A 15,604-nucleotide genomic window follows, 5' to 3' on the forward strand; every position below is an offset into this window, starting at 1 on the left:
GAAGGAGGTGAAAAAACCGTGGCAAAGATCAAGTCTACGTTGGATATTCAATTGGATCTAACCAGACCAGTTGAAGAATTAACTGAGGTCATTTCTGCTGTAATTGCTTCACAGCCAGCACGCCGGAAAGAAATACTTATAGGTTTGGATATAGCAGTAGGAAATGCATTAGCAGAGATACAGGCGCAAGAAGAAAAGGAACAGATAGTAGACGATGATAGCTCAGGAAAAGTTTCCTGAACGGAGAGACGGGGGAAGCAAGGTGGATAAGTGGGAGGTTTTTAAGTTCAGCACTGCTTTAGGAAGCAGCGCTGTGACGTATTTTTACGGTGGGTGGTCGGGAGTATTGGGGGTGTTACTTGCTCTGATCATCATTGATTACGTGACCGGATTATTTGCGGCTGGTGCAGAAGGTAAGAAGGGAACTGGACCCGGTTTAAAAAGCAAGATTGGTCTCATCGGTATCGCTCGAAAGGTATTTATTTTTGCAATGGTAGCAGTATCCCATCTGATTGATGGCGTCTTAGGCGATTCGCACCTTTTCCGGGATGCGGTCGCCTATTTTTATATGGCAAATGAGCTGCTTTCGATTCTTGAGAACGGCGGCAGGCTTGGAGCGCCAATTCCACCAGTGATCCGGCAGGCGGTTGAAGTGCTAAAAAGTAAAAGTGGTAATCAGGAGGGAGAGAAAGAGGATGCAACGACGAAACAGCCGTAATGCTCAAGGGATTGACGTATCCCGTTATCAAGGAAAGATTGATTGGAAGGCAGTGAAGGAAGACGGTTTATCGTTTGCCTTCATCAAGGCCAGTCAAGGGAAGTCATACCGGGACAAGACATTCATAGGTAATGCGCAGGCTGCTAGAGCTGTAGGAGTCCTGGTTGGAGCTTACCACTATGTAGATGACTCTGCCATAACGCCAGAGGATGCCCGAAAGGAAGCTGCAAACTTTGTGAGCACCATTAATTCAGCCGGAGGCATCGCGTCTTTCGATCTGCCACCAGTAATGGATTATGAGTCCAACAAGTCCGGCTTAAGCAAAGCGGCGCTTACAGCCGTAGCCAGGACATTTCTGGCGGAAGTTGAGCGGCTTACTGGAGTACGACCAATCGTGTACACATATCCTTCGTTCATCGGTAATTTCAGCGGCTTATCAGATTACCCATTGTGGATTGCCCGGTACAGCGCCACACAGGTTCCGCCTGGCGCATCTGGTTGGTCACGCTGGGATTTCTGGCAGTATAGCGATGGCTCGGCTGGTGGCACATTGCCGTCCGGCACACGTAAGGTGGCTGGCATAGCGGGTCCAGTCGATTTGAATGAATTTGACGGTACGACAGATGAGCTTCGGACACGGTTTAGGAAGAAGACATCCGTCCCCAAAGAAGAGTCTGCGACTGTTGCGGATGGATCATTCCAGATCAACGGAGAGAATGTGGGTAAAGCTCTGCTGTTTGATGGTAAGACTCACGTTCCGTTGTGCGTGCTGGCGAATGCTCTCGGCATCCCTTTAAGCTGGGATAATCCCAAAAAGGTCGCATATTTGAACAATCGCAAATTGCAATCTGTGCAGCTTGTGGAGGGTGTAGCTTATGTACAACTTCGGCCAATTGCAGAATCTTATGGAGCCGAAGTTTCATGGGATTCTAAAAATAGAATTGCTGGTCTGAAAACGAAAGGAGAAAAGTAATCATGCAAACAATTATCGAAACTGTACAACCTTACGTAAATACCATCGTCACAGCCGCTGCGGGTGTGCTTACAGCGTTTGTTTTAGGAGGTCTGAACAAACTCAAAACTAAGATTAACGTGTGGCTAGAAGCGCGTACAACGGCAGCGCAACGTGAAGTGATTCATAAAATTGCTGGGGAGGGCTTTGCTTTTGCTCAAACAGCATTTAAAGAAACTGGGGGAGAACGTAAGCTTCAGGAGGCTTTGCAATATACTACATTGCGATTGGCAGAACAGGGCATTACTGTATCAGCTGTAGAGATTCGATCCGCGATAGAAAAGGCATATTTGGAGTACAACTCCAAAACGAAGGCAATCGTTACAGAATCACAACCAAACGAAGAAGTTACTCAAGCGGCTGCTAAGGAGGCAGTATCTTCTCTTGCTGCTAAGGTGTCAGAGATACTTACACAGGCTACTGGCTTGGAAGTTACAACAAAAGTGGAGTCGGTAACAGTGCAAGATACATCTCCAGCAGAACGGGCAACCGTAACGGGTTTAGCAATGGAATAAATGACTAGATTTATATAGAGATATTGTATATAATTATGTATAGGGAACATATGTTCTCCATAAAGAACATTTGTTCCAATTGCCAAACGTTCCATAATCAGGGATCATAGAACTATATTTTAGTTGAATTTGACCTTGAATATAGGAATGGAGAATCAATTATGGAAATAAAGTTCGATTTTTTTAAGATATCACATGAAGAAAAGGACAAAACCTTAGATTCTGTTTTAAATGAAATCAGTGAATTAAGCTTAGAAGCAAGAATAAGAAATATATATAAGATCCCCAATCGAGTTCATGATTTAATGAGAAGTTCTGACAGATGGTTTGGATCATTCATGAAGATCCGCATGAGTAACGAGACATTGCCTGAAAAAGCGAAGTTGAATGGAGATATTGAACCCATTAATTTTGAAGAGGATCAAGGTCTGGGGGAAAAAGTTGGATTCCTATATGATCCAGACCATAAAATCCTTGTTTTACAAAGAAGTCGCTACAGTATAGGAGCTGGAGGAGCAAAATATTATTTTGAAAGAATTGGAAAATTTACTTTCCATATGGAACCAATAATCCAAGAAAACGCACTCCAAAGACTAAAACACAAGGATAATATCAGGAGATTTGAATTGAAAATGGTTCGACCACCTGGGAAGATTCAAAAGGAAATAAAAGGAGTGAGCGCGTCTAAAGCGCTTGATCTAATTGATGAGTTTGATTCTTACTATATAGATATTAAGTTTGGTTTCGATAATACTAAACTTAATAAGGGAAAGGTGCTTAATAAACAAGCAATTGTTAATTTGGCAAATAAAATTATTGGAGCTGAAGTAGAAGATGTAGAAAAATTTCGAGTTTATGGCGATGAAAGGGATGTAGAAAAATATAACTTTGTTGATTTAATTAAAGACCGAATAGTTGAAATAGCCCAGGCGAATGTACAAAGAGACAACAGGATGACATTCACTTGGATGAACGATCTTTTAAACACAGCTTATGAAACGAGAAGAAGGGAAATAATATTACAATACTTTGAGGAGGAATGATTGGAATGTTCCTCGAAAAAAACATACATTACATCATTGCTGTTTTAATGACTGGGCTAGTTTGCTTTTTAGGAATTGAACCTAATAGGTTTTTAAATTTCAAAGATATTTTGGCTTCTTCCATTAACGTTTCGGCAATTACAGCTGGATTTCTAGCTACTGCAATGTCACTGTTGATCACTCTAACAAACGAAACTGTAATCCAGAGATTGAGGGACTTTGGTCTTTATATTCACCTTATTAATTACTTGAAATCTGCAATAGGCTGGACATTTTTCATAGCAATTGTTTCTGCTGCTTGCTTGTTTATTGATGGTAATGGAAATACTAAATATATTTTTTTTCTTATTTGGATTTTTTTCTGTGTCGCTGGAGCTGTGTCAGTAATAAGAGTAGTTAATATTCTTTCGAAAATTTTAGATAAAATGAGTGGTTGATGAAGTGTCTGTGTTTATTTTTTTATTCCTCCTGTTTAACTGTATGATCATCAAATATAACAGTAACACCTTTGTGTATTGAAATTTTTAATTCTATTTTAGAATGATTAACCGTAACACTTGATGTAAAAGCTCTAATAACCTTAATTGGTTGGTAGGGCTTTTTGACATTTTTTCTTAGTTTGCTTTATAATTATTATTGTCGACCAAAACTATGCTCCTATAAGCTTGGAAAAGGAGCAAACAATGGACAAACGTTTGTATAAATTATCTTTGTTTTTAATTAGTAGCGGAGTAGCAGTTATACTTATAATAATTGCTGCATTCAGCTTTATATTGTATTTATTGGTGTAGGATTAAAAGATTTGGTGCAACCAGTAGTTATTTATACCTTAAGTTAGTTGAGTTTGGATTAAAGAAAATAATTAAATAATAAGATTAGACTTTTAGGGGTGTTTTGGTCGGCTCCCTAAATGGGGGCTGATCATGGCACCTTATAAACAAATATAATTATCTAATCGATTAGATAGTTGCAAAAAGAACTCTACTGGCCTTAATAGGTCGTTAGAGTTCCTTTTGTTTAAGGAATTATCAAGTCAAACACCGAATAGCTAATTAAGGGGATCAGCATAATCTATATATAGTATTTACAGAATCACCCAAACCAATTAGACTGATAACAACACATACGGAAGCACCGTAGTGCAATCCGAAAGCATTGGTAACACCCGACTAGCTTAGCTAGTCGGGTGTTTTGTGCAGTTCTACAATTAAATTCAATAAATAAAGTTCAAAAATATGTTAAAATTTCAAGTGTAAAAAAGAACATAATTGTATAATAATTCAAGTTGTATTATTATTGTAAATATTGGTTGGCCAACCATACTTGCTAAAAATAAAACATAGAGGTGCTAACTTGAAGAGAATAGCTAAGTATTTTGCCGCAATTTTATCCGTTATTTTATTATTTAATATTTTTGGTTTGACTGCAACTTCAGCTGAAGAAATCACTCATCAGTCTGAAGAAGTTACTGAGGAATATGACAGACAATTGGATAAAGTGTATGAAGAATACAAGGAAAATCAGTCTGGCGTTCAATCTGAATTTGATCAAAATCACATTACTCCGTTTGCAGCTCAACCAGCATCAATTGGTCATATAATTAAGTTTACAATACAACAACTTTTCAAAAGAGGTAGTTCTGTTGCTGTTCAAACCACAACAAGAAATGTTATAACAAACTTAACTAAACATGCCATTGAAGAAGCTATTAAAGATGGAATTACTACTCTTATGATTGACAATCTGCTTGAAGGCAAAGCATCCGGTATGCGAGCAGTTGAAAAATATGTTGATATTCAAACAGGAGCTCGTGTTGTCTATGACCCTAATAATAAAATAATAGCCATTTTGGATAATAGCGCGAATGATGTAATCACAATTTATAGCGATAACGGTAAGGACACTATTAATTATCGAGTAAATGTGAAAAAACGTTGGTTTAAGTCTATGTGGAATTTTAAATAAAGAGGAGAGAACAATGGCTATTCTTAAAGACAAAAATGAAGAGGGGACATGTGTTGAATTTACATTCAAATATCATATCCCGGGTGAACGTGAAGGGTGTCAGCTCAATTTTAAATACTTCAAATCGGATAAAAAGATATATGATTTGGATTTTGGGTGGACAAATATCACTGTTAAGAATTATATTGAAGCCACTTCGCAATTCCCCGTAAAAAGTTTAAATGGATCGTATTCATCATTCGAGAAAGATCTTTATGAGTTAAACTGGGAAGAGGTTGACTTCGGCACCCTATACAAGCTGAATTTTTACGGTTCTCAACAAGATTTTTGTCTTTTTGCTACTAAAGAAGCAATAAGACAGTTCGGTGTCGATTTGCAGGCGGATTGGGATCAGGCTCCATTACATTAAACTTAAAATTAAGGCTCGCTAGGTAACTGGCGAGTCTATTTTTGTCGTTGGAGGAATTACCACATTATTCATCGAATAAATGACCGAGGTGGTCAGCATGAACCATACATATAAAGTGTTAAAGTCGGATATAGAACTATTTGCAGCTGCATTAAGCCAGGTAAGAGTATATGTTGTACAGCCGTTAGGTGATGAAATAGTAGAGATCGTAGACTATGGTGGAGTAGTCGAAAGATTTTCTTCTGAGTCAGTTAAAATATCAGGAAAATATTATATGAGGGGGCAGTTTGAGTTTAGAGTAAGTAAGTAGTGCTTTAGGCAGATGTAAATAAATGCCTGATTTATCCCGATATAATACACACAATGATTTGTCAAAAAGGCGGGGGATCTAGTTGATGGTTTTAATGGGTTTTATAGCTGTGCTTTTTATTTTATTTTTTTCACTTTGGATATCAGCTAGGCGCAACGAAAGAGCACCTAAAGTAATTCGTCGGGCAGTAGTTCTTGATAAACGTGTTAGATTAGAGAATGATTCACCTTCAGAAGATTATTTTTTTACTTGTGAGTATGAAAACAGGGAAAGAGAAGAGATAGAAGTCGATGAAAGTGAGTATGGGGTTATTGTTGTTGGGGACACAATCAATGTAATAAGACAACGTAAACTGTTAAGAGTAGAAAGGGTTGTTTAATAGACTCCACATGATAATTGGTATAAAATTTGAATTTAGAGTAGATGTAAAAGACTCTGCTGGGTATCTGGCGAGTCTTTTTTGTTTTGCGACATGCTTTGCGATACTTCGACATGACTCTCCAATTAGTTTAAAGAAGATTTAAACACTATGGAGGTGTATGTATGATAAGAGGAATCGCAAAAGGATTAATTGTATTTTTGTTGGCAGCTATCTTTTCCGTACAAGGTGTTTATGCTGAACCGACAACAATCAACCAACAAGTAGCTGGGTATACGTTGGAGTTCCCAAGCTCACGCTATCCAGAAACCGGAGCACACATTAGGGATGCCATTGCAGCAGGACATTCTGCGGTATGTACAATTGATCGGGATGGAGCCGAGGAAAACAGGAAGGAGTCACTCAAGGGCTATCCGACTAAAAAAGGATATGACCGTGATGAATGGCCGATGGCAATGTGTGCAGAGGGTGGTGCAGGTGCTGATATTCGATACATAACTCCTAGTGATAACCGGGGAGCAGGATCATGGGTAAGTCATCAGTTAGATAAGTATGCTGATGGAACTAAGGTAAGATTCATAGTGAAATAAGGATGGGAGACTCTACTGGTTAGCAGCCAATGGAGTCTTTTTAATACCCATTAAAAAATAAATATGCAAATATATAGATTATATTTATAGATTAGCAAGTTTATGTTTAGACACCCCTTTCTGAATTTTGTTATTCTTTGAACATATTAATCAAAGGAGCAATTTTTAATGAAAAAGATTTTCGGTTTAACTTTATCTATTACTTTATTGTTTGTACTACTCATTCCATTCTCTTCAGTCAGTGCTTATTCAGGTGGATTAGCCAATGGAAAGCAAGCCATCCTAAGTAGCACATTATGGGGAGAAGGGGAGTCAAGTCTACTAGCTACTGATAATAATAATAAAACAGGGATATCTCTAAAATCACAGTATTTAATTATCGATTTAGGAGCTAGTTACACGGTAAGGTCCTATCGTTTTGATGCAACAGGTTCAATAAGATGGGATATGTATAATAGCGCTAAAGGTTACATCGCAGGATTCGGCACTAGTTCTTATCCAATGAATGGTTCTGTTTTTCAAGGCCTTTCTCCCAATTCGAGATATTTAGTCTTAAGTGGAACTGGAACAATTAATGAGCTTGATGTATTCACCGGGAGTGATGTTCCTGCTGCCGCTCAAAAGTTAAATGCTGTTGGCGGAGAGTCAAAAGTTACATTAAGTTTTGATTCGGTTGCCAATGCTACAAGTTATACGGTAAAAAGGTCTGTAAAATCTGGTGGTCCTTATGAGAACATTGCAGACATGATTAAAGATACCTCTTTCATAGATAGTAATGTTAAGAACGGTACAACTTATTATTACGTTGTAACAGCCGTTAATGACGGGGGAGAAAGTACATTTTCAAATGAAGCTTCAGCCACTCCAAAGGCAGTACTTATTCCTGATCCTAATCCAACTACTGAACCAAAGCCCTCAGAACCTGATGAAAATTTACCAGGTGATCGTGCCATAGTGGTAGTAACCATGACAACAGGATTGGAAAAAGAATTCGATCTAAGCATGAAAGAAGTCAGTGATTTCATTTCTTGGTATGAAGGAAAAGAAGCGGGAGTAGGGAAGGCTTCGTATGCAATTAATAAACATGATAACAATAGAGGACCGTTCAGTAACCGAAAAGATTATATTCTGTTTGATCGGATTCTCACTTTTGAAGTAAGTGAATACACGAAATAAGAATAAGTAGGGCAGGTTGATCGAAAATCCTACAATATGACATATTCGTTTTGGAGGAATTATCTTGAATTGTAGACTTTTGAAGAAGATTAGTTTGTTATTAATATTAATATCAATGTCAGTTGTCTTTTTTTCAACAGCTAATACCTATGCAGCTACAGTAGGGAAAAATCTTTATACTCCTGAAAGCGGATGGAAGCGATATGATGACTCGGATGAACTCATCAAATACCATGGAGCTTGGAGTAAATATAGTAATGGTAGTAATCTTAGTAAAGGGTATTCTCATCATACTAATGAAGTAGGTGCATATCTCTCTTTTTCTTTCAAAGGTACGCAAGTTCGAATTTTAGCAGATAATTATACAAATAAAAGCAAAAAAATTGCAATAACGATTGATGGAACAACAGAATATTTTAATGAGAACAGTGGAACTGCTGGACAAACGCTTGTCTATGAGAAAACGGGTTTATCCAATATAAATCATGATGTAATTATAAAGTTAGTTCAGGCAGATGGGCTCTTGAGTTTTGACGGAATTGATATTAATGAAGATGGTTCTTTGGTGAATGCAACTTCATTTAAACTTGAGGCCTCAGGTGGAGATGGTCAAGTAACTTTGAAATGGGACGAAGTTAAGGGTACCGAAACCTATACAGTTAAATATGGCACGGAATCAGGCAAATACAACGAAACTGCTACAGCTACTAAAGATGTGTATGGTAACTTCGTTATTCCAGGTTTGACCAACGGAACGAAATACTACTTTGTTGTGAGTGCTAAGGTGAATGGCGTTGATTCTGAATACTCAAATGAGGCTTCTGCCACTCCACAAGGAGGAGGTAGTCAACCTGATCCAGAGCCAACTACTGGAGATCGTGCAATATTGGTGGTCACTATGACAACTGGCTTAGAGAAGGAATTCGACCTAAGCATGAAAGAGATCAATGACTTTATTGCATGGTACGAAGGCAAACAGGCGGGTTCTGGATCGGCTTCATATGCCATTAATAAACACGATAACAATAAAGGTCCCTTCAGTAGTCGGAAGGACTACATGCTGTATGATCGTATCCTGACGTTTGAAGTAAGTGAATACTCTAAATAAAATTAAATCCCCGCTAACCTTAATGGTCGGCGGGGATTTTTTATTGAAGGAATTACAACACCATTCACCGAATAAATTATTGAGGTGATCAGCATGAACCATACATATAAAGTCTTAAAGTCAGATATCGAACTATTTACAGCTGCGCTAAGCCAGGTACGAGTATATGTTGTTCAACCGTTGGGAGAGGATCTGATAGATATCGTGGATTACGGTGGAGTAGTGGAGAAGATTACACCAGAGTCAATTAGGATTAACGGATCTTATTTCTTCCGTAATCAGTTTGAATTTAGAGTAGATGTGAAAAAGGACTCCACTGGTATATAACTAGTATGGAGTCCTTTGTTGTCATCATGAAACGAGGGTTCAATTATAATGTAGAATTTTATCAAAAATTGAAAAGTTAGCAGTTCTTTTGTCTGAAATCCCATTACATACAATATTTATGTTACGATTTACGTGTTACATAAATTCAACTAATTGGAGGTATTTATTTTGAAAAAATTATTATCTGTTGCTGTTACATCTATTCTCGCAATTTCTATGGTGACTCCGGCTTTTGCTTCAGAAGAAGTTGGTGAGGCTGTTGTTCCAGCTCAACCTACAGACACAACATACAACACAGAATCTGTAACTCCATTTGCTAATGTAACCTATAATGTCACAATAACCACTAGCAATGAGGACAATGCTGGAACTGACTCTTATCTCAGTATAATATTATACGGGCCCAACGAAAATTCTGGAGAGAATACTCTTACCGGAACATACGAAAAAGGAGAGTCTGATACAACAGCAGTTAGTAGTAGCAATATCGGTAACATAAGAAAAATCACTATAAAGACAGACGGTCAGGGTAAAAAACCAGGATGGAGAATTAGCAGTATTCATGTAAGTAATCCAGACGGGTCAGTTTCTAATTTTGGCGCACCTAATAGATGGTTAGGAGACGGTGGTACGGCCGATGAAATTACTCTTACTAAAACCAATTAACTGATTAAATAATTGGGAAAAGCTCTGCTAACCTTAATTGGTCGGCAGAGCTTTTATCGTTTTTAACAGGCCTGTGTTAGGCTGGATTATATTTCGTTTTAGCTTCTTCATATAATTTGCCGAGGTTACGAAACTCAATTGTCGTCCTTTACCACGTTGAAAATATGTTTACTATTTAATATTTTTCGTATATATTAATATTTGGAAATTAGTTTTCATAAATTTTTCCTACAAAACCAGATTAAATTAACAAAGGAGATTATTTTAATGAGTATTTCATTAAGAATAGAACGCAAATCCGGTGGTGAGCCAATTGAGTTTGTAAAAGGTGAAATCACTGGCTTTACTTATAAGAATAATAGTTCCATAAACCTTTCAGCTAAGTCTACAAACTTGGCTCATTCGCTACATATTCGAAGCAAAATTCCGCTTCATTCGCTTCCTTCAGTTATAGACAATGCGGATAATTCCAACATGCTGTATACATGGGCAAATACAGAATATAAACCTGATAGTGAGGATTACTATCGCAAATGTAATATCCAAATCGTTAGAAATGAAAACACAATCCGAGATATTACGTTTACACACGCTTATGTAGTTAAGTATCAAGAACAGATTGATACCAGTAAAGAGATCCTTGAGTTTGAACTTGTTCTAAAACAAAAAGAAGATCAATTGGGAAAAATTCAATACAGTCCTCAGTTAGAACCTAAGGAAACAAGAGAAAAGGATCAGTCTGATGTCTCGCAAAAAGTACTGGAAGGTGCATATAGTAAGAATATGTTAGTGTATGCAGGAAATATTACTTTTCCGTTTGAAAATCCTATGGTAGAACTAGAAAAGACTTGGGTACGAGGCGTAGAGAAGGTAAAAGATTCGACAGACACTGTAATACATTATCCTGATCGTAAAGCATTTACATTAGTAGCTGTTCCTATAGCTCGAAAAAAGTACGGGGACATCACAGCCAATTTACTTAAACATTCACTTGATTACAAACCAGGAAATTTAAACTTTAACGAATGGTCATACGAGGCGCAGCAAGTTAAAAAATCTAAAGAGCACATCGCCATAGTTAATGCCGCAGTCAAAAAAGCTAACGCTAATAAAGTTAAAAGTTTTTCATATAATGGATCTGAGGGGCTAGAAAGTAATAGAGATTTATATAATGCTTTTCACAACATGTATTATAAAATAAATGGAGATTACGTTCACGGGCAATGGAAAATTACTGCAATATATTATGATGTATATAATTTCGAATATAATTTTAAACAAATGTTTACTGGGGATAACAAACTTGGTTGGGCTGCGGCCAATCTAACAAATTTAATGGAATCATGGGGAACGCTCAATGAGTATACATCTTATGTTACAGTAACTGATATAAGAAAAGCTTGGAAGTGAGGTATGAATTGCAGATGAAGCGTAGATACATCATTATCTTGATTGCTATACTAGTTACAACTTCTACTCTAATTTTCCTGGTGAGTTCTGGAGATAATACGAAGTATAAATATCCATCAGGCAAAGATACCGTAGAATATTTTGGTGACGGGACTTTTCAAATTTTTAGAGGAGGGCCGCACGACCCCTTAATACTTTATAATCATCTTGCTGATCCACTGGAAAATGCTGTTGATAATATTGTGTCATATAAGATAAAAAAAAATATCGTATATGTGGTTGGTGAAAATGGCTTCATTAAATTGGATTCAAGTACCAACACGTACGAGCAAAAGAAACGGATTAACGACTTTACCTCCAAAGATAGAGAGATATTTAATAAATTAATGGAAAAATAGAAGTCATCATGAGCAAATGTGGTAGCAAGGGAGCTTTAAGTAGTTCACAAAGGTTAAGTTAACATACTCTTTAGGTTGAGTATCTCTTTTAATTACAAGTAATGAAGGACTCTCATACTTGCAAACGGAACAATAAATAAATACATAATAAGGAGAGGTCTTATAGAGGTAGGAAAATATATCTGTCCTTACAGTGGTTACAAAATCTTAGACGATGAAGCGTCTGGAACACTAGTTGAAAATTGAATTCTATTGATTAGACAAGTCTCGGGACCTACCTAGGGCTTGTTTGTGGTATAATCTGGATTGTGCGACAAAACAGCTATAAAGGGTGGTCGGCTAATCTCCCGGAAGGGAGGTGACGCCATGGAAGTTAAAGACACGCTGATGTTGATGATTCAATTCGCAACGTTGGTGATTCTGATACTTTCTTTCCATAAACGGAAATAGACCGCCCTGGCGAGGATACGGTCTATTTCTGGATCAAACCTCAATTGCTGACCGCTCTTATAGCGGTAAGTCGTACAAGGGAGCGGTGGTAGCCGTTCCCTTTTTCTATTCTTATGTTATCATATTCATTTTATACAGGCAATGGAATTACCTCTGTTGACAATAGTCATAATGGTTATAGAAATATTAAAACCCCGGATTGCTCCGGGGCTGTTTTATTCGAGACCAAATTGTGCTTTTGCTTGTAGTTTGTTGCCTTGGAATGTGAAAACGGCATTTGCACCAGGTCCGACTTCACCTTTATACGAATACATTACAGTATAAAATTCGTCTCCTTTTTCACCAACCTCTGAAAGAGCCTCACCGGGACCACCGATAATTTTCGCAACTTCCTCATAAGTCATTCCATTTTTAATCTTGTTATATTTAGCTTTGGTAATGGTTCCGAGGTTTGGCGATTCTGCTACTGTCCGACCCTCTATTTTTCCGTTATATAGTTTCCAATTGGCTTCTCCCTTAACACCACGGGAACCAAGTTCACCCTTAAAGGTAACTATATCCCCCGGATTAAGACCATTTAATTCTGAACGATCTGAAACTTTTACAACAATAACATCCCCGAGTTTTTTCTTTTCAGCGCTAATATCTGACCATAGTTCACCGTTGTAATCTGCTGGTTTACCATAGACATAAAGGCTGCTTGATCCAGCTTCAATAACAACACCTGACCATGAAACAACTTGATTTCTTACACTGTCGAATGTTTCCCCTTGCTTGGATACTGGCAATGCAAAGAGAGCAGATGAAAACTTATCAAAAGGAAGCGATGTGTCTATCAATGTTTTTTTAGCATCAGTCTGTTCCTTTTGAACTGGTTCAGTAGTAACTTTGTTCTCTTTAACAGGCGTGGTAGCTACCGGTTTGGAATTAGTTTCGGTTGGTTTCTGAGTATCAGCGACTGATATTCCAATAATAAATACTAGGAAAGCAGCTAAACCAAAGAGAAACATTTTCTTAGCCTTGCCGTTCTTTTTTATTAAAGCTATAGCCCACAAAACAAAAAACACAAAAAAAGCCAGCAAAGCAATCACAGCAATTGCAGTCATTACATAACCCCTATCTATTGGTAATATTATAGTAAAATTAGTATATATGACCTAGGAATAATTTTCTAGCACAAAAGTCTTAGAAGTAGAAAACAAAAGCCCTTGTAAGGAACATATGTTCGGGATATAATTTGAACATATTACATCAGGAGGCTACATACATGGGAAAGAAACTTGAGGGAAATGGTTTATGGGAGAGTTCGCGGATTATCTTGCCAGAGCATAAAGAAGGATACTTACGTTTAATGAAAGACCGTCAGCGGCGCGGTAAACCCGAGCTGGACGATCAAGAGGTACAGTTGATTGAGCAGGCTTTAATAGAGTCTTACAATACACGTACGATCGTGACAGTGACCGTATTTAGCCCGTTTGATGACGAGGTTATGACTGGTGTGATAAAAGTAATCAACACCGCTAGACGCGAAGTGAAGCTGTCTCATGAGGAAGATGATTTTAGTTGGATTAAGCTGGAGGATATTATATCGGCAGGCTAAAACAAACGCCCTGAATTTCTCCAGGGCGTTTAATCATTTCAGACCATATTGCGCTTTGTTTGTGAGCTTGTCACCTTGAAACATCAAGTTTGCATTTGCTCCAAGGGAACCTTCTCCTTCGTACTGATAAATAATTGTATGTAATGGTGTACCTTCCGCTTCCCCTTCAGAGAGCACCTCTCCATAACCGCCAATAATGTCAGTCGCCTGATCGTATGACATACCCATTTCCAGACGGTTGAACTCACTTAAGTTAATCGTTAATGGGTTTTCGACAATTTCTTTTTTTTCAGGCTCAAGTTGGCCGTTTTGTTGAGTTGCATCTGGCGGGGATGACACTAATGCCAAGGCATTGCCTACAACAAGTGCAATACATATAACAAACGATCCGATAGATGATAGAAACATCCATTTTGCTTTCCCCGTTTTTTTAAATACATGCACTATAGATAAGACAATTAAAAAAAGAAAGAGGAGGAAACACATTATTGATAATAAAACCATAAATAACCTCCAGATAGATGACTATATTCACGACCCAGTCTATCAGACCTTGGGATATTTTTCTATAATCACAAAATAAAAAAGGCGGTATGTAGAATGCATATTAATCAATTTCCTCAGGAGACACAGGATTATATCCATGAACTTTGCGCAAAGGCGATTTTGAGGGCAATGCGTAATGGTACATTTATTGAGAATATATCTTCTAAAAAGGAGGGACAGAATGAGGAGTAAACAGGACTTTCTTGAAAAATTACTGAAGGACATTAATCAATACATAGATGGAGAAGTTGAAGTACGTTACAACGAAAGGATATTAAGCGATAGCGAATACGATATATCGACTGTAGGTAAAGAAAGGAAGACATTAAAAACGCTTTCAGACGTACTTACATCTAATGATATTGCTAAATATATGAGCATCTCCAGACGTACTGTATATGAGTTATTAAAAATAAATGAGGACTACGGTGGTATTCCTAATTTTTCAGTGGGTAACAGCAGAAGAGTCATGAAAAGCGACTTTTTAGATTGGATTGAAAAACGTAAACAAGAACAAAGAGATAGTTATAGTAAAGAATAGATTATACAGCCGCTTTTTGTGCCGTACTAAGAATATTTTGTTCAAACAAAGTATTGATCTGGAGGGATACATGTGGAAGCAGGAATGAAAAAGATTGAAATTGAGAAAGTCAAACTCAAACGCCATGGTATACTGGAAAAAATCAAACATCCTGAAGAGTGTTGGAGATTTAAGTCTGAGGATGTTATACAGGAATACGGAGAATTGGATCTTCTATATGTTTTAGATGAGTTATCAATTGATGGCTGGGAACTTTTATGTTATGCAGAAGGTCAATACATTTTAAGAACTGTCGAGTATGTAGTAAATAAAATCAAATATCATCATTTTGAATTTGATGAAGATTAAGAACTGAAGTTAGAGCAAAAAGGCCCTGGAATTCCCCAGGACCAAGACAAGAAAGAACATGTGGCTTTTGACCATATTTTGACCATATTTGAA

The 15,604-nt window shown here is 37.5% G+C and carries 23 protein-coding genes; 21 read left to right on the forward strand and 2 right to left on the reverse strand.

The window, feature by feature from the left end; genetic code table 11:
• The first annotated feature begins 18 nt into the window (after positions 1–18).
• From ACUYLD_RS08505 to ACUYLD_RS08590, 18 genes are all read left to right on the forward strand, one after another.
• Complete coding sequence (locus tag ACUYLD_RS08505) at positions 19–240, forward strand: hypothetical protein (RefSeq protein WP_446674792.1); 222 nt, start codon at positions 19–21, stop codon at positions 238–240.
• Positions 215–718 (forward strand): phage holin family protein, encoded by a 504-nt coding sequence (locus ACUYLD_RS08510; protein WP_446674793.1) that lies wholly within the window; start codon positions 215–217, stop codon positions 716–718. Before ACUYLD_RS08505 ends, ACUYLD_RS08510 begins: the two co-directional genes overlap by 26 nt.
• Entirely contained in the window at positions 696–1,691 is a 996-nt protein-coding gene (locus ACUYLD_RS08515; RefSeq protein WP_446674794.1) for a GH25 family lysozyme, read from the forward strand. Before ACUYLD_RS08510 ends, ACUYLD_RS08515 begins: the two co-directional genes overlap by 23 nt.
• A gap of 2 nt (positions 1,692–1,693) precedes the next feature.
• Entirely contained in the window at positions 1,694–2,245 is a 552-nt protein-coding gene (locus ACUYLD_RS08520) for a phage holin, LLH family (RefSeq protein WP_446674795.1), read from the forward strand.
• A 161-nt stretch (positions 2,246–2,406) separates the two neighbouring features.
• Positions 2,407–3,288, forward strand: coding sequence for a DUF6731 family protein (locus tag ACUYLD_RS08525; protein WP_446674796.1), 882 nt, complete (start codon positions 2,407–2,409; stop codon positions 3,286–3,288).
• A gap of 5 nt (positions 3,289–3,293) precedes the next feature.
• On the forward strand, positions 3,294–3,725 hold the full coding sequence (locus ACUYLD_RS08530; protein WP_446674797.1) for a hypothetical protein: 432 nt from the start codon (positions 3,294–3,296) through the stop codon (positions 3,723–3,725).
• 916 nt (positions 3,726–4,641) lie between these two features.
• Positions 4,642–5,253, forward strand: coding sequence for a DUF4258 domain-containing protein (locus ACUYLD_RS08535; protein ID WP_190296920.1), 612 nt, complete (start codon positions 4,642–4,644; stop codon positions 5,251–5,253).
• Positions 5,254–5,266: 13 nt separating this feature from the next.
• Positions 5,267–5,662, forward strand: coding sequence for a hypothetical protein (locus ACUYLD_RS08540; RefSeq protein WP_446674798.1), 396 nt, complete (start codon positions 5,267–5,269; stop codon positions 5,660–5,662).
• A 97-nt stretch (positions 5,663–5,759) separates the two neighbouring features.
• Positions 5,760–5,972 (forward strand): hypothetical protein, encoded by a 213-nt coding sequence (locus ACUYLD_RS08545; protein ID WP_446674799.1) that lies wholly within the window; start codon positions 5,760–5,762, stop codon positions 5,970–5,972.
• Positions 5,973–6,057: 85 nt separating this feature from the next.
• The gene (locus ACUYLD_RS08550; RefSeq protein ID WP_446674800.1) at positions 6,058–6,351 is read left to right on the forward strand and encodes a DUF2500 family protein; all 294 of its coding nucleotides are present in this window, start codon (positions 6,058–6,060) and stop codon (positions 6,349–6,351) included.
• A 164-nt stretch (positions 6,352–6,515) separates the two neighbouring features.
• On the forward strand, positions 6,516–6,941 hold the full coding sequence (locus tag ACUYLD_RS08555; RefSeq protein ID WP_446674801.1) for a NucA/NucB deoxyribonuclease domain-containing protein: 426 nt from the start codon (positions 6,516–6,518) through the stop codon (positions 6,939–6,941).
• Positions 6,942–7,109: 168 nt separating this feature from the next.
• Entirely contained in the window at positions 7,110–8,117 is a 1,008-nt protein-coding gene (locus ACUYLD_RS08560) for a hypothetical protein (protein WP_446674802.1), read from the forward strand.
• Positions 8,118–8,181: 64 nt separating this feature from the next.
• Positions 8,182–9,225, forward strand: a complete 1,044-nt coding sequence (locus ACUYLD_RS08565) for a fibronectin type III domain-containing protein (protein ID WP_446674803.1) — start codon at positions 8,182–8,184, stop codon at positions 9,223–9,225.
• Between the two features lie 93 nt (positions 9,226–9,318).
• Positions 9,319–9,552: a hypothetical protein gene (locus ACUYLD_RS08570; protein ID WP_446674804.1), complete on the forward strand. Its 234-nt coding sequence runs from the start codon at positions 9,319–9,321 to the stop codon at positions 9,550–9,552.
• A 168-nt stretch (positions 9,553–9,720) separates the two neighbouring features.
• On the forward strand, positions 9,721–10,218 hold the full coding sequence (locus ACUYLD_RS08575) for a PLAT/LH2 domain-containing protein (RefSeq protein ID WP_322160066.1): 498 nt from the start codon (positions 9,721–9,723) through the stop codon (positions 10,216–10,218).
• A gap of 267 nt (positions 10,219–10,485) precedes the next feature.
• The gene (locus tag ACUYLD_RS08580; RefSeq protein ID WP_440722663.1) at positions 10,486–11,628 is read left to right on the forward strand and encodes a hypothetical protein; all 1,143 of its coding nucleotides are present in this window, start codon (positions 10,486–10,488) and stop codon (positions 11,626–11,628) included.
• 14 nt (positions 11,629–11,642) lie between these two features.
• Positions 11,643–12,026, forward strand: coding sequence for a hypothetical protein (locus tag ACUYLD_RS08585; protein ID WP_254349660.1), 384 nt, complete (start codon positions 11,643–11,645; stop codon positions 12,024–12,026).
• Positions 12,027–12,392: 366 nt separating this feature from the next.
• Positions 12,393–12,476 carry a putative holin-like toxin gene (locus ACUYLD_RS08590; RefSeq protein ID WP_223822117.1) on the forward strand — a complete coding sequence of 28 codons (84 nt, stop codon included), beginning with the start codon at positions 12,393–12,395 and terminating at the stop codon, positions 12,474–12,476.
• 215 nt (positions 12,477–12,691) lie between these two features.
• On the opposite strand, the gene ACUYLD_RS08595 is transcribed toward ACUYLD_RS08590, so the two are convergent.
• A complete protein-coding gene (locus ACUYLD_RS08595; RefSeq protein ID WP_446674805.1) occupies positions 12,692–13,582 on the reverse strand; it encodes a hypothetical protein in 891 nt (296 codons plus the stop codon).
• A 161-nt stretch (positions 13,583–13,743) separates the two neighbouring features.
• Between ACUYLD_RS08595 and ACUYLD_RS08600 the strand changes: the two genes are divergently transcribed.
• The gene (locus ACUYLD_RS08600; RefSeq protein WP_254349659.1) at positions 13,744–14,076 is read left to right on the forward strand and encodes a YolD-like family protein; all 333 of its coding nucleotides are present in this window, start codon (positions 13,744–13,746) and stop codon (positions 14,074–14,076) included.
• A gap of 33 nt (positions 14,077–14,109) precedes the next feature.
• Here the strand turns inward: ACUYLD_RS08600 and ACUYLD_RS08605 are convergent, their stop codons facing one another.
• A complete protein-coding gene (locus ACUYLD_RS08605; RefSeq protein ID WP_250268586.1) occupies positions 14,110–14,580 on the reverse strand; it encodes a hypothetical protein in 471 nt (156 codons plus the stop codon).
• A 223-nt stretch (positions 14,581–14,803) separates the two neighbouring features.
• Here ACUYLD_RS08605 and ACUYLD_RS08610 point away from each other — a divergent pair, with 223 nt between their 5' ends.
• Positions 14,804–15,163, forward strand: coding sequence for a helix-turn-helix domain-containing protein (locus tag ACUYLD_RS08610; protein WP_250268585.1), 360 nt, complete (start codon positions 14,804–14,806; stop codon positions 15,161–15,163).
• A gap of 72 nt (positions 15,164–15,235) precedes the next feature.
• The gene (locus ACUYLD_RS08615; protein ID WP_250268584.1) at positions 15,236–15,511 is read left to right on the forward strand and encodes a hypothetical protein; all 276 of its coding nucleotides are present in this window, start codon (positions 15,236–15,238) and stop codon (positions 15,509–15,511) included.
• The last annotated feature ends 93 nt before the right edge of the window (positions 15,512–15,604 follow it).

The sequence above is a fragment of the Paenibacillus sp. SER-28 genome (assembly GCF_052906305.1).

Excerpts from the sequence above, each read along its gene's own strand:
- ACUYLD_RS08510 (WP_446674793.1), top strand. The coding sequence starts at position 215 with ATGATAGCTCAGGAAAAGTTTCCTGAACGGAGAGACGGGGGAAGCAAG.
- ACUYLD_RS08515 (WP_446674794.1), top strand. The coding sequence starts at position 696 with ATGCAACGACGAAACAGCCGTAATGCTCAAGGGATTGACGTATCCCGT.
- ACUYLD_RS08520 (WP_446674795.1), top strand. The coding sequence starts at position 1,694 with ATGCAAACAATTATCGAAACTGTACAACCTTACGTAAATACCATCGTC.
- ACUYLD_RS08525 (WP_446674796.1), top strand. The coding sequence starts at position 2,407 with ATGGAAATAAAGTTCGATTTTTTTAAGATATCACATGAAGAAAAGGAC.
- ACUYLD_RS08530 (WP_446674797.1), top strand. The coding sequence starts at position 3,294 with ATGTTCCTCGAAAAAAACATACATTACATCATTGCTGTTTTAATGACT.
- ACUYLD_RS08540 (WP_446674798.1), top strand. The coding sequence starts at position 5,267 with ATGGCTATTCTTAAAGACAAAAATGAAGAGGGGACATGTGTTGAATTT.
- ACUYLD_RS08545 (WP_446674799.1), top strand. The coding sequence starts at position 5,760 with ATGAACCATACATATAAAGTGTTAAAGTCGGATATAGAACTATTTGCA.
- ACUYLD_RS08550 (WP_446674800.1), top strand. The coding sequence starts at position 6,058 with ATGGTTTTAATGGGTTTTATAGCTGTGCTTTTTATTTTATTTTTTTCA.
- ACUYLD_RS08555 (WP_446674801.1), top strand. The coding sequence starts at position 6,516 with ATGATAAGAGGAATCGCAAAAGGATTAATTGTATTTTTGTTGGCAGCT.
- ACUYLD_RS08560 (WP_446674802.1), top strand. The coding sequence starts at position 7,110 with ATGAAAAAGATTTTCGGTTTAACTTTATCTATTACTTTATTGTTTGTA.
- ACUYLD_RS08570 (WP_446674804.1), top strand. The coding sequence starts at position 9,319 with ATGAACCATACATATAAAGTCTTAAAGTCAGATATCGAACTATTTACA.
- ACUYLD_RS08580 (WP_440722663.1), top strand. The coding sequence starts at position 10,486 with ATGAGTATTTCATTAAGAATAGAACGCAAATCCGGTGGTGAGCCAATT.
- ACUYLD_RS08585 (WP_254349660.1), top strand. The coding sequence starts at position 11,643 with ATGAAGCGTAGATACATCATTATCTTGATTGCTATACTAGTTACAACT.
- ACUYLD_RS08590 (WP_223822117.1), top strand. The coding sequence starts at position 12,393 with ATGGAAGTTAAAGACACGCTGATGTTGATGATTCAATTCGCAACGTTG.
- ACUYLD_RS08595 (WP_446674805.1), bottom strand. The coding sequence starts at position 13,582 with ATGACTGCAATTGCTGTGATTGCTTTGCTGGCTTTTTTTGTGTTTTTT.
- ACUYLD_RS08600 (WP_254349659.1), top strand. The coding sequence starts at position 13,744 with ATGGGAAAGAAACTTGAGGGAAATGGTTTATGGGAGAGTTCGCGGATT.
- ACUYLD_RS08605 (WP_250268586.1), bottom strand. The coding sequence starts at position 14,580 with ATGGTTTTATTATCAATAATGTGTTTCCTCCTCTTTCTTTTTTTAATT.
- ACUYLD_RS08610 (WP_250268585.1), top strand. The coding sequence starts at position 14,804 with ATGAGGAGTAAACAGGACTTTCTTGAAAAATTACTGAAGGACATTAAT.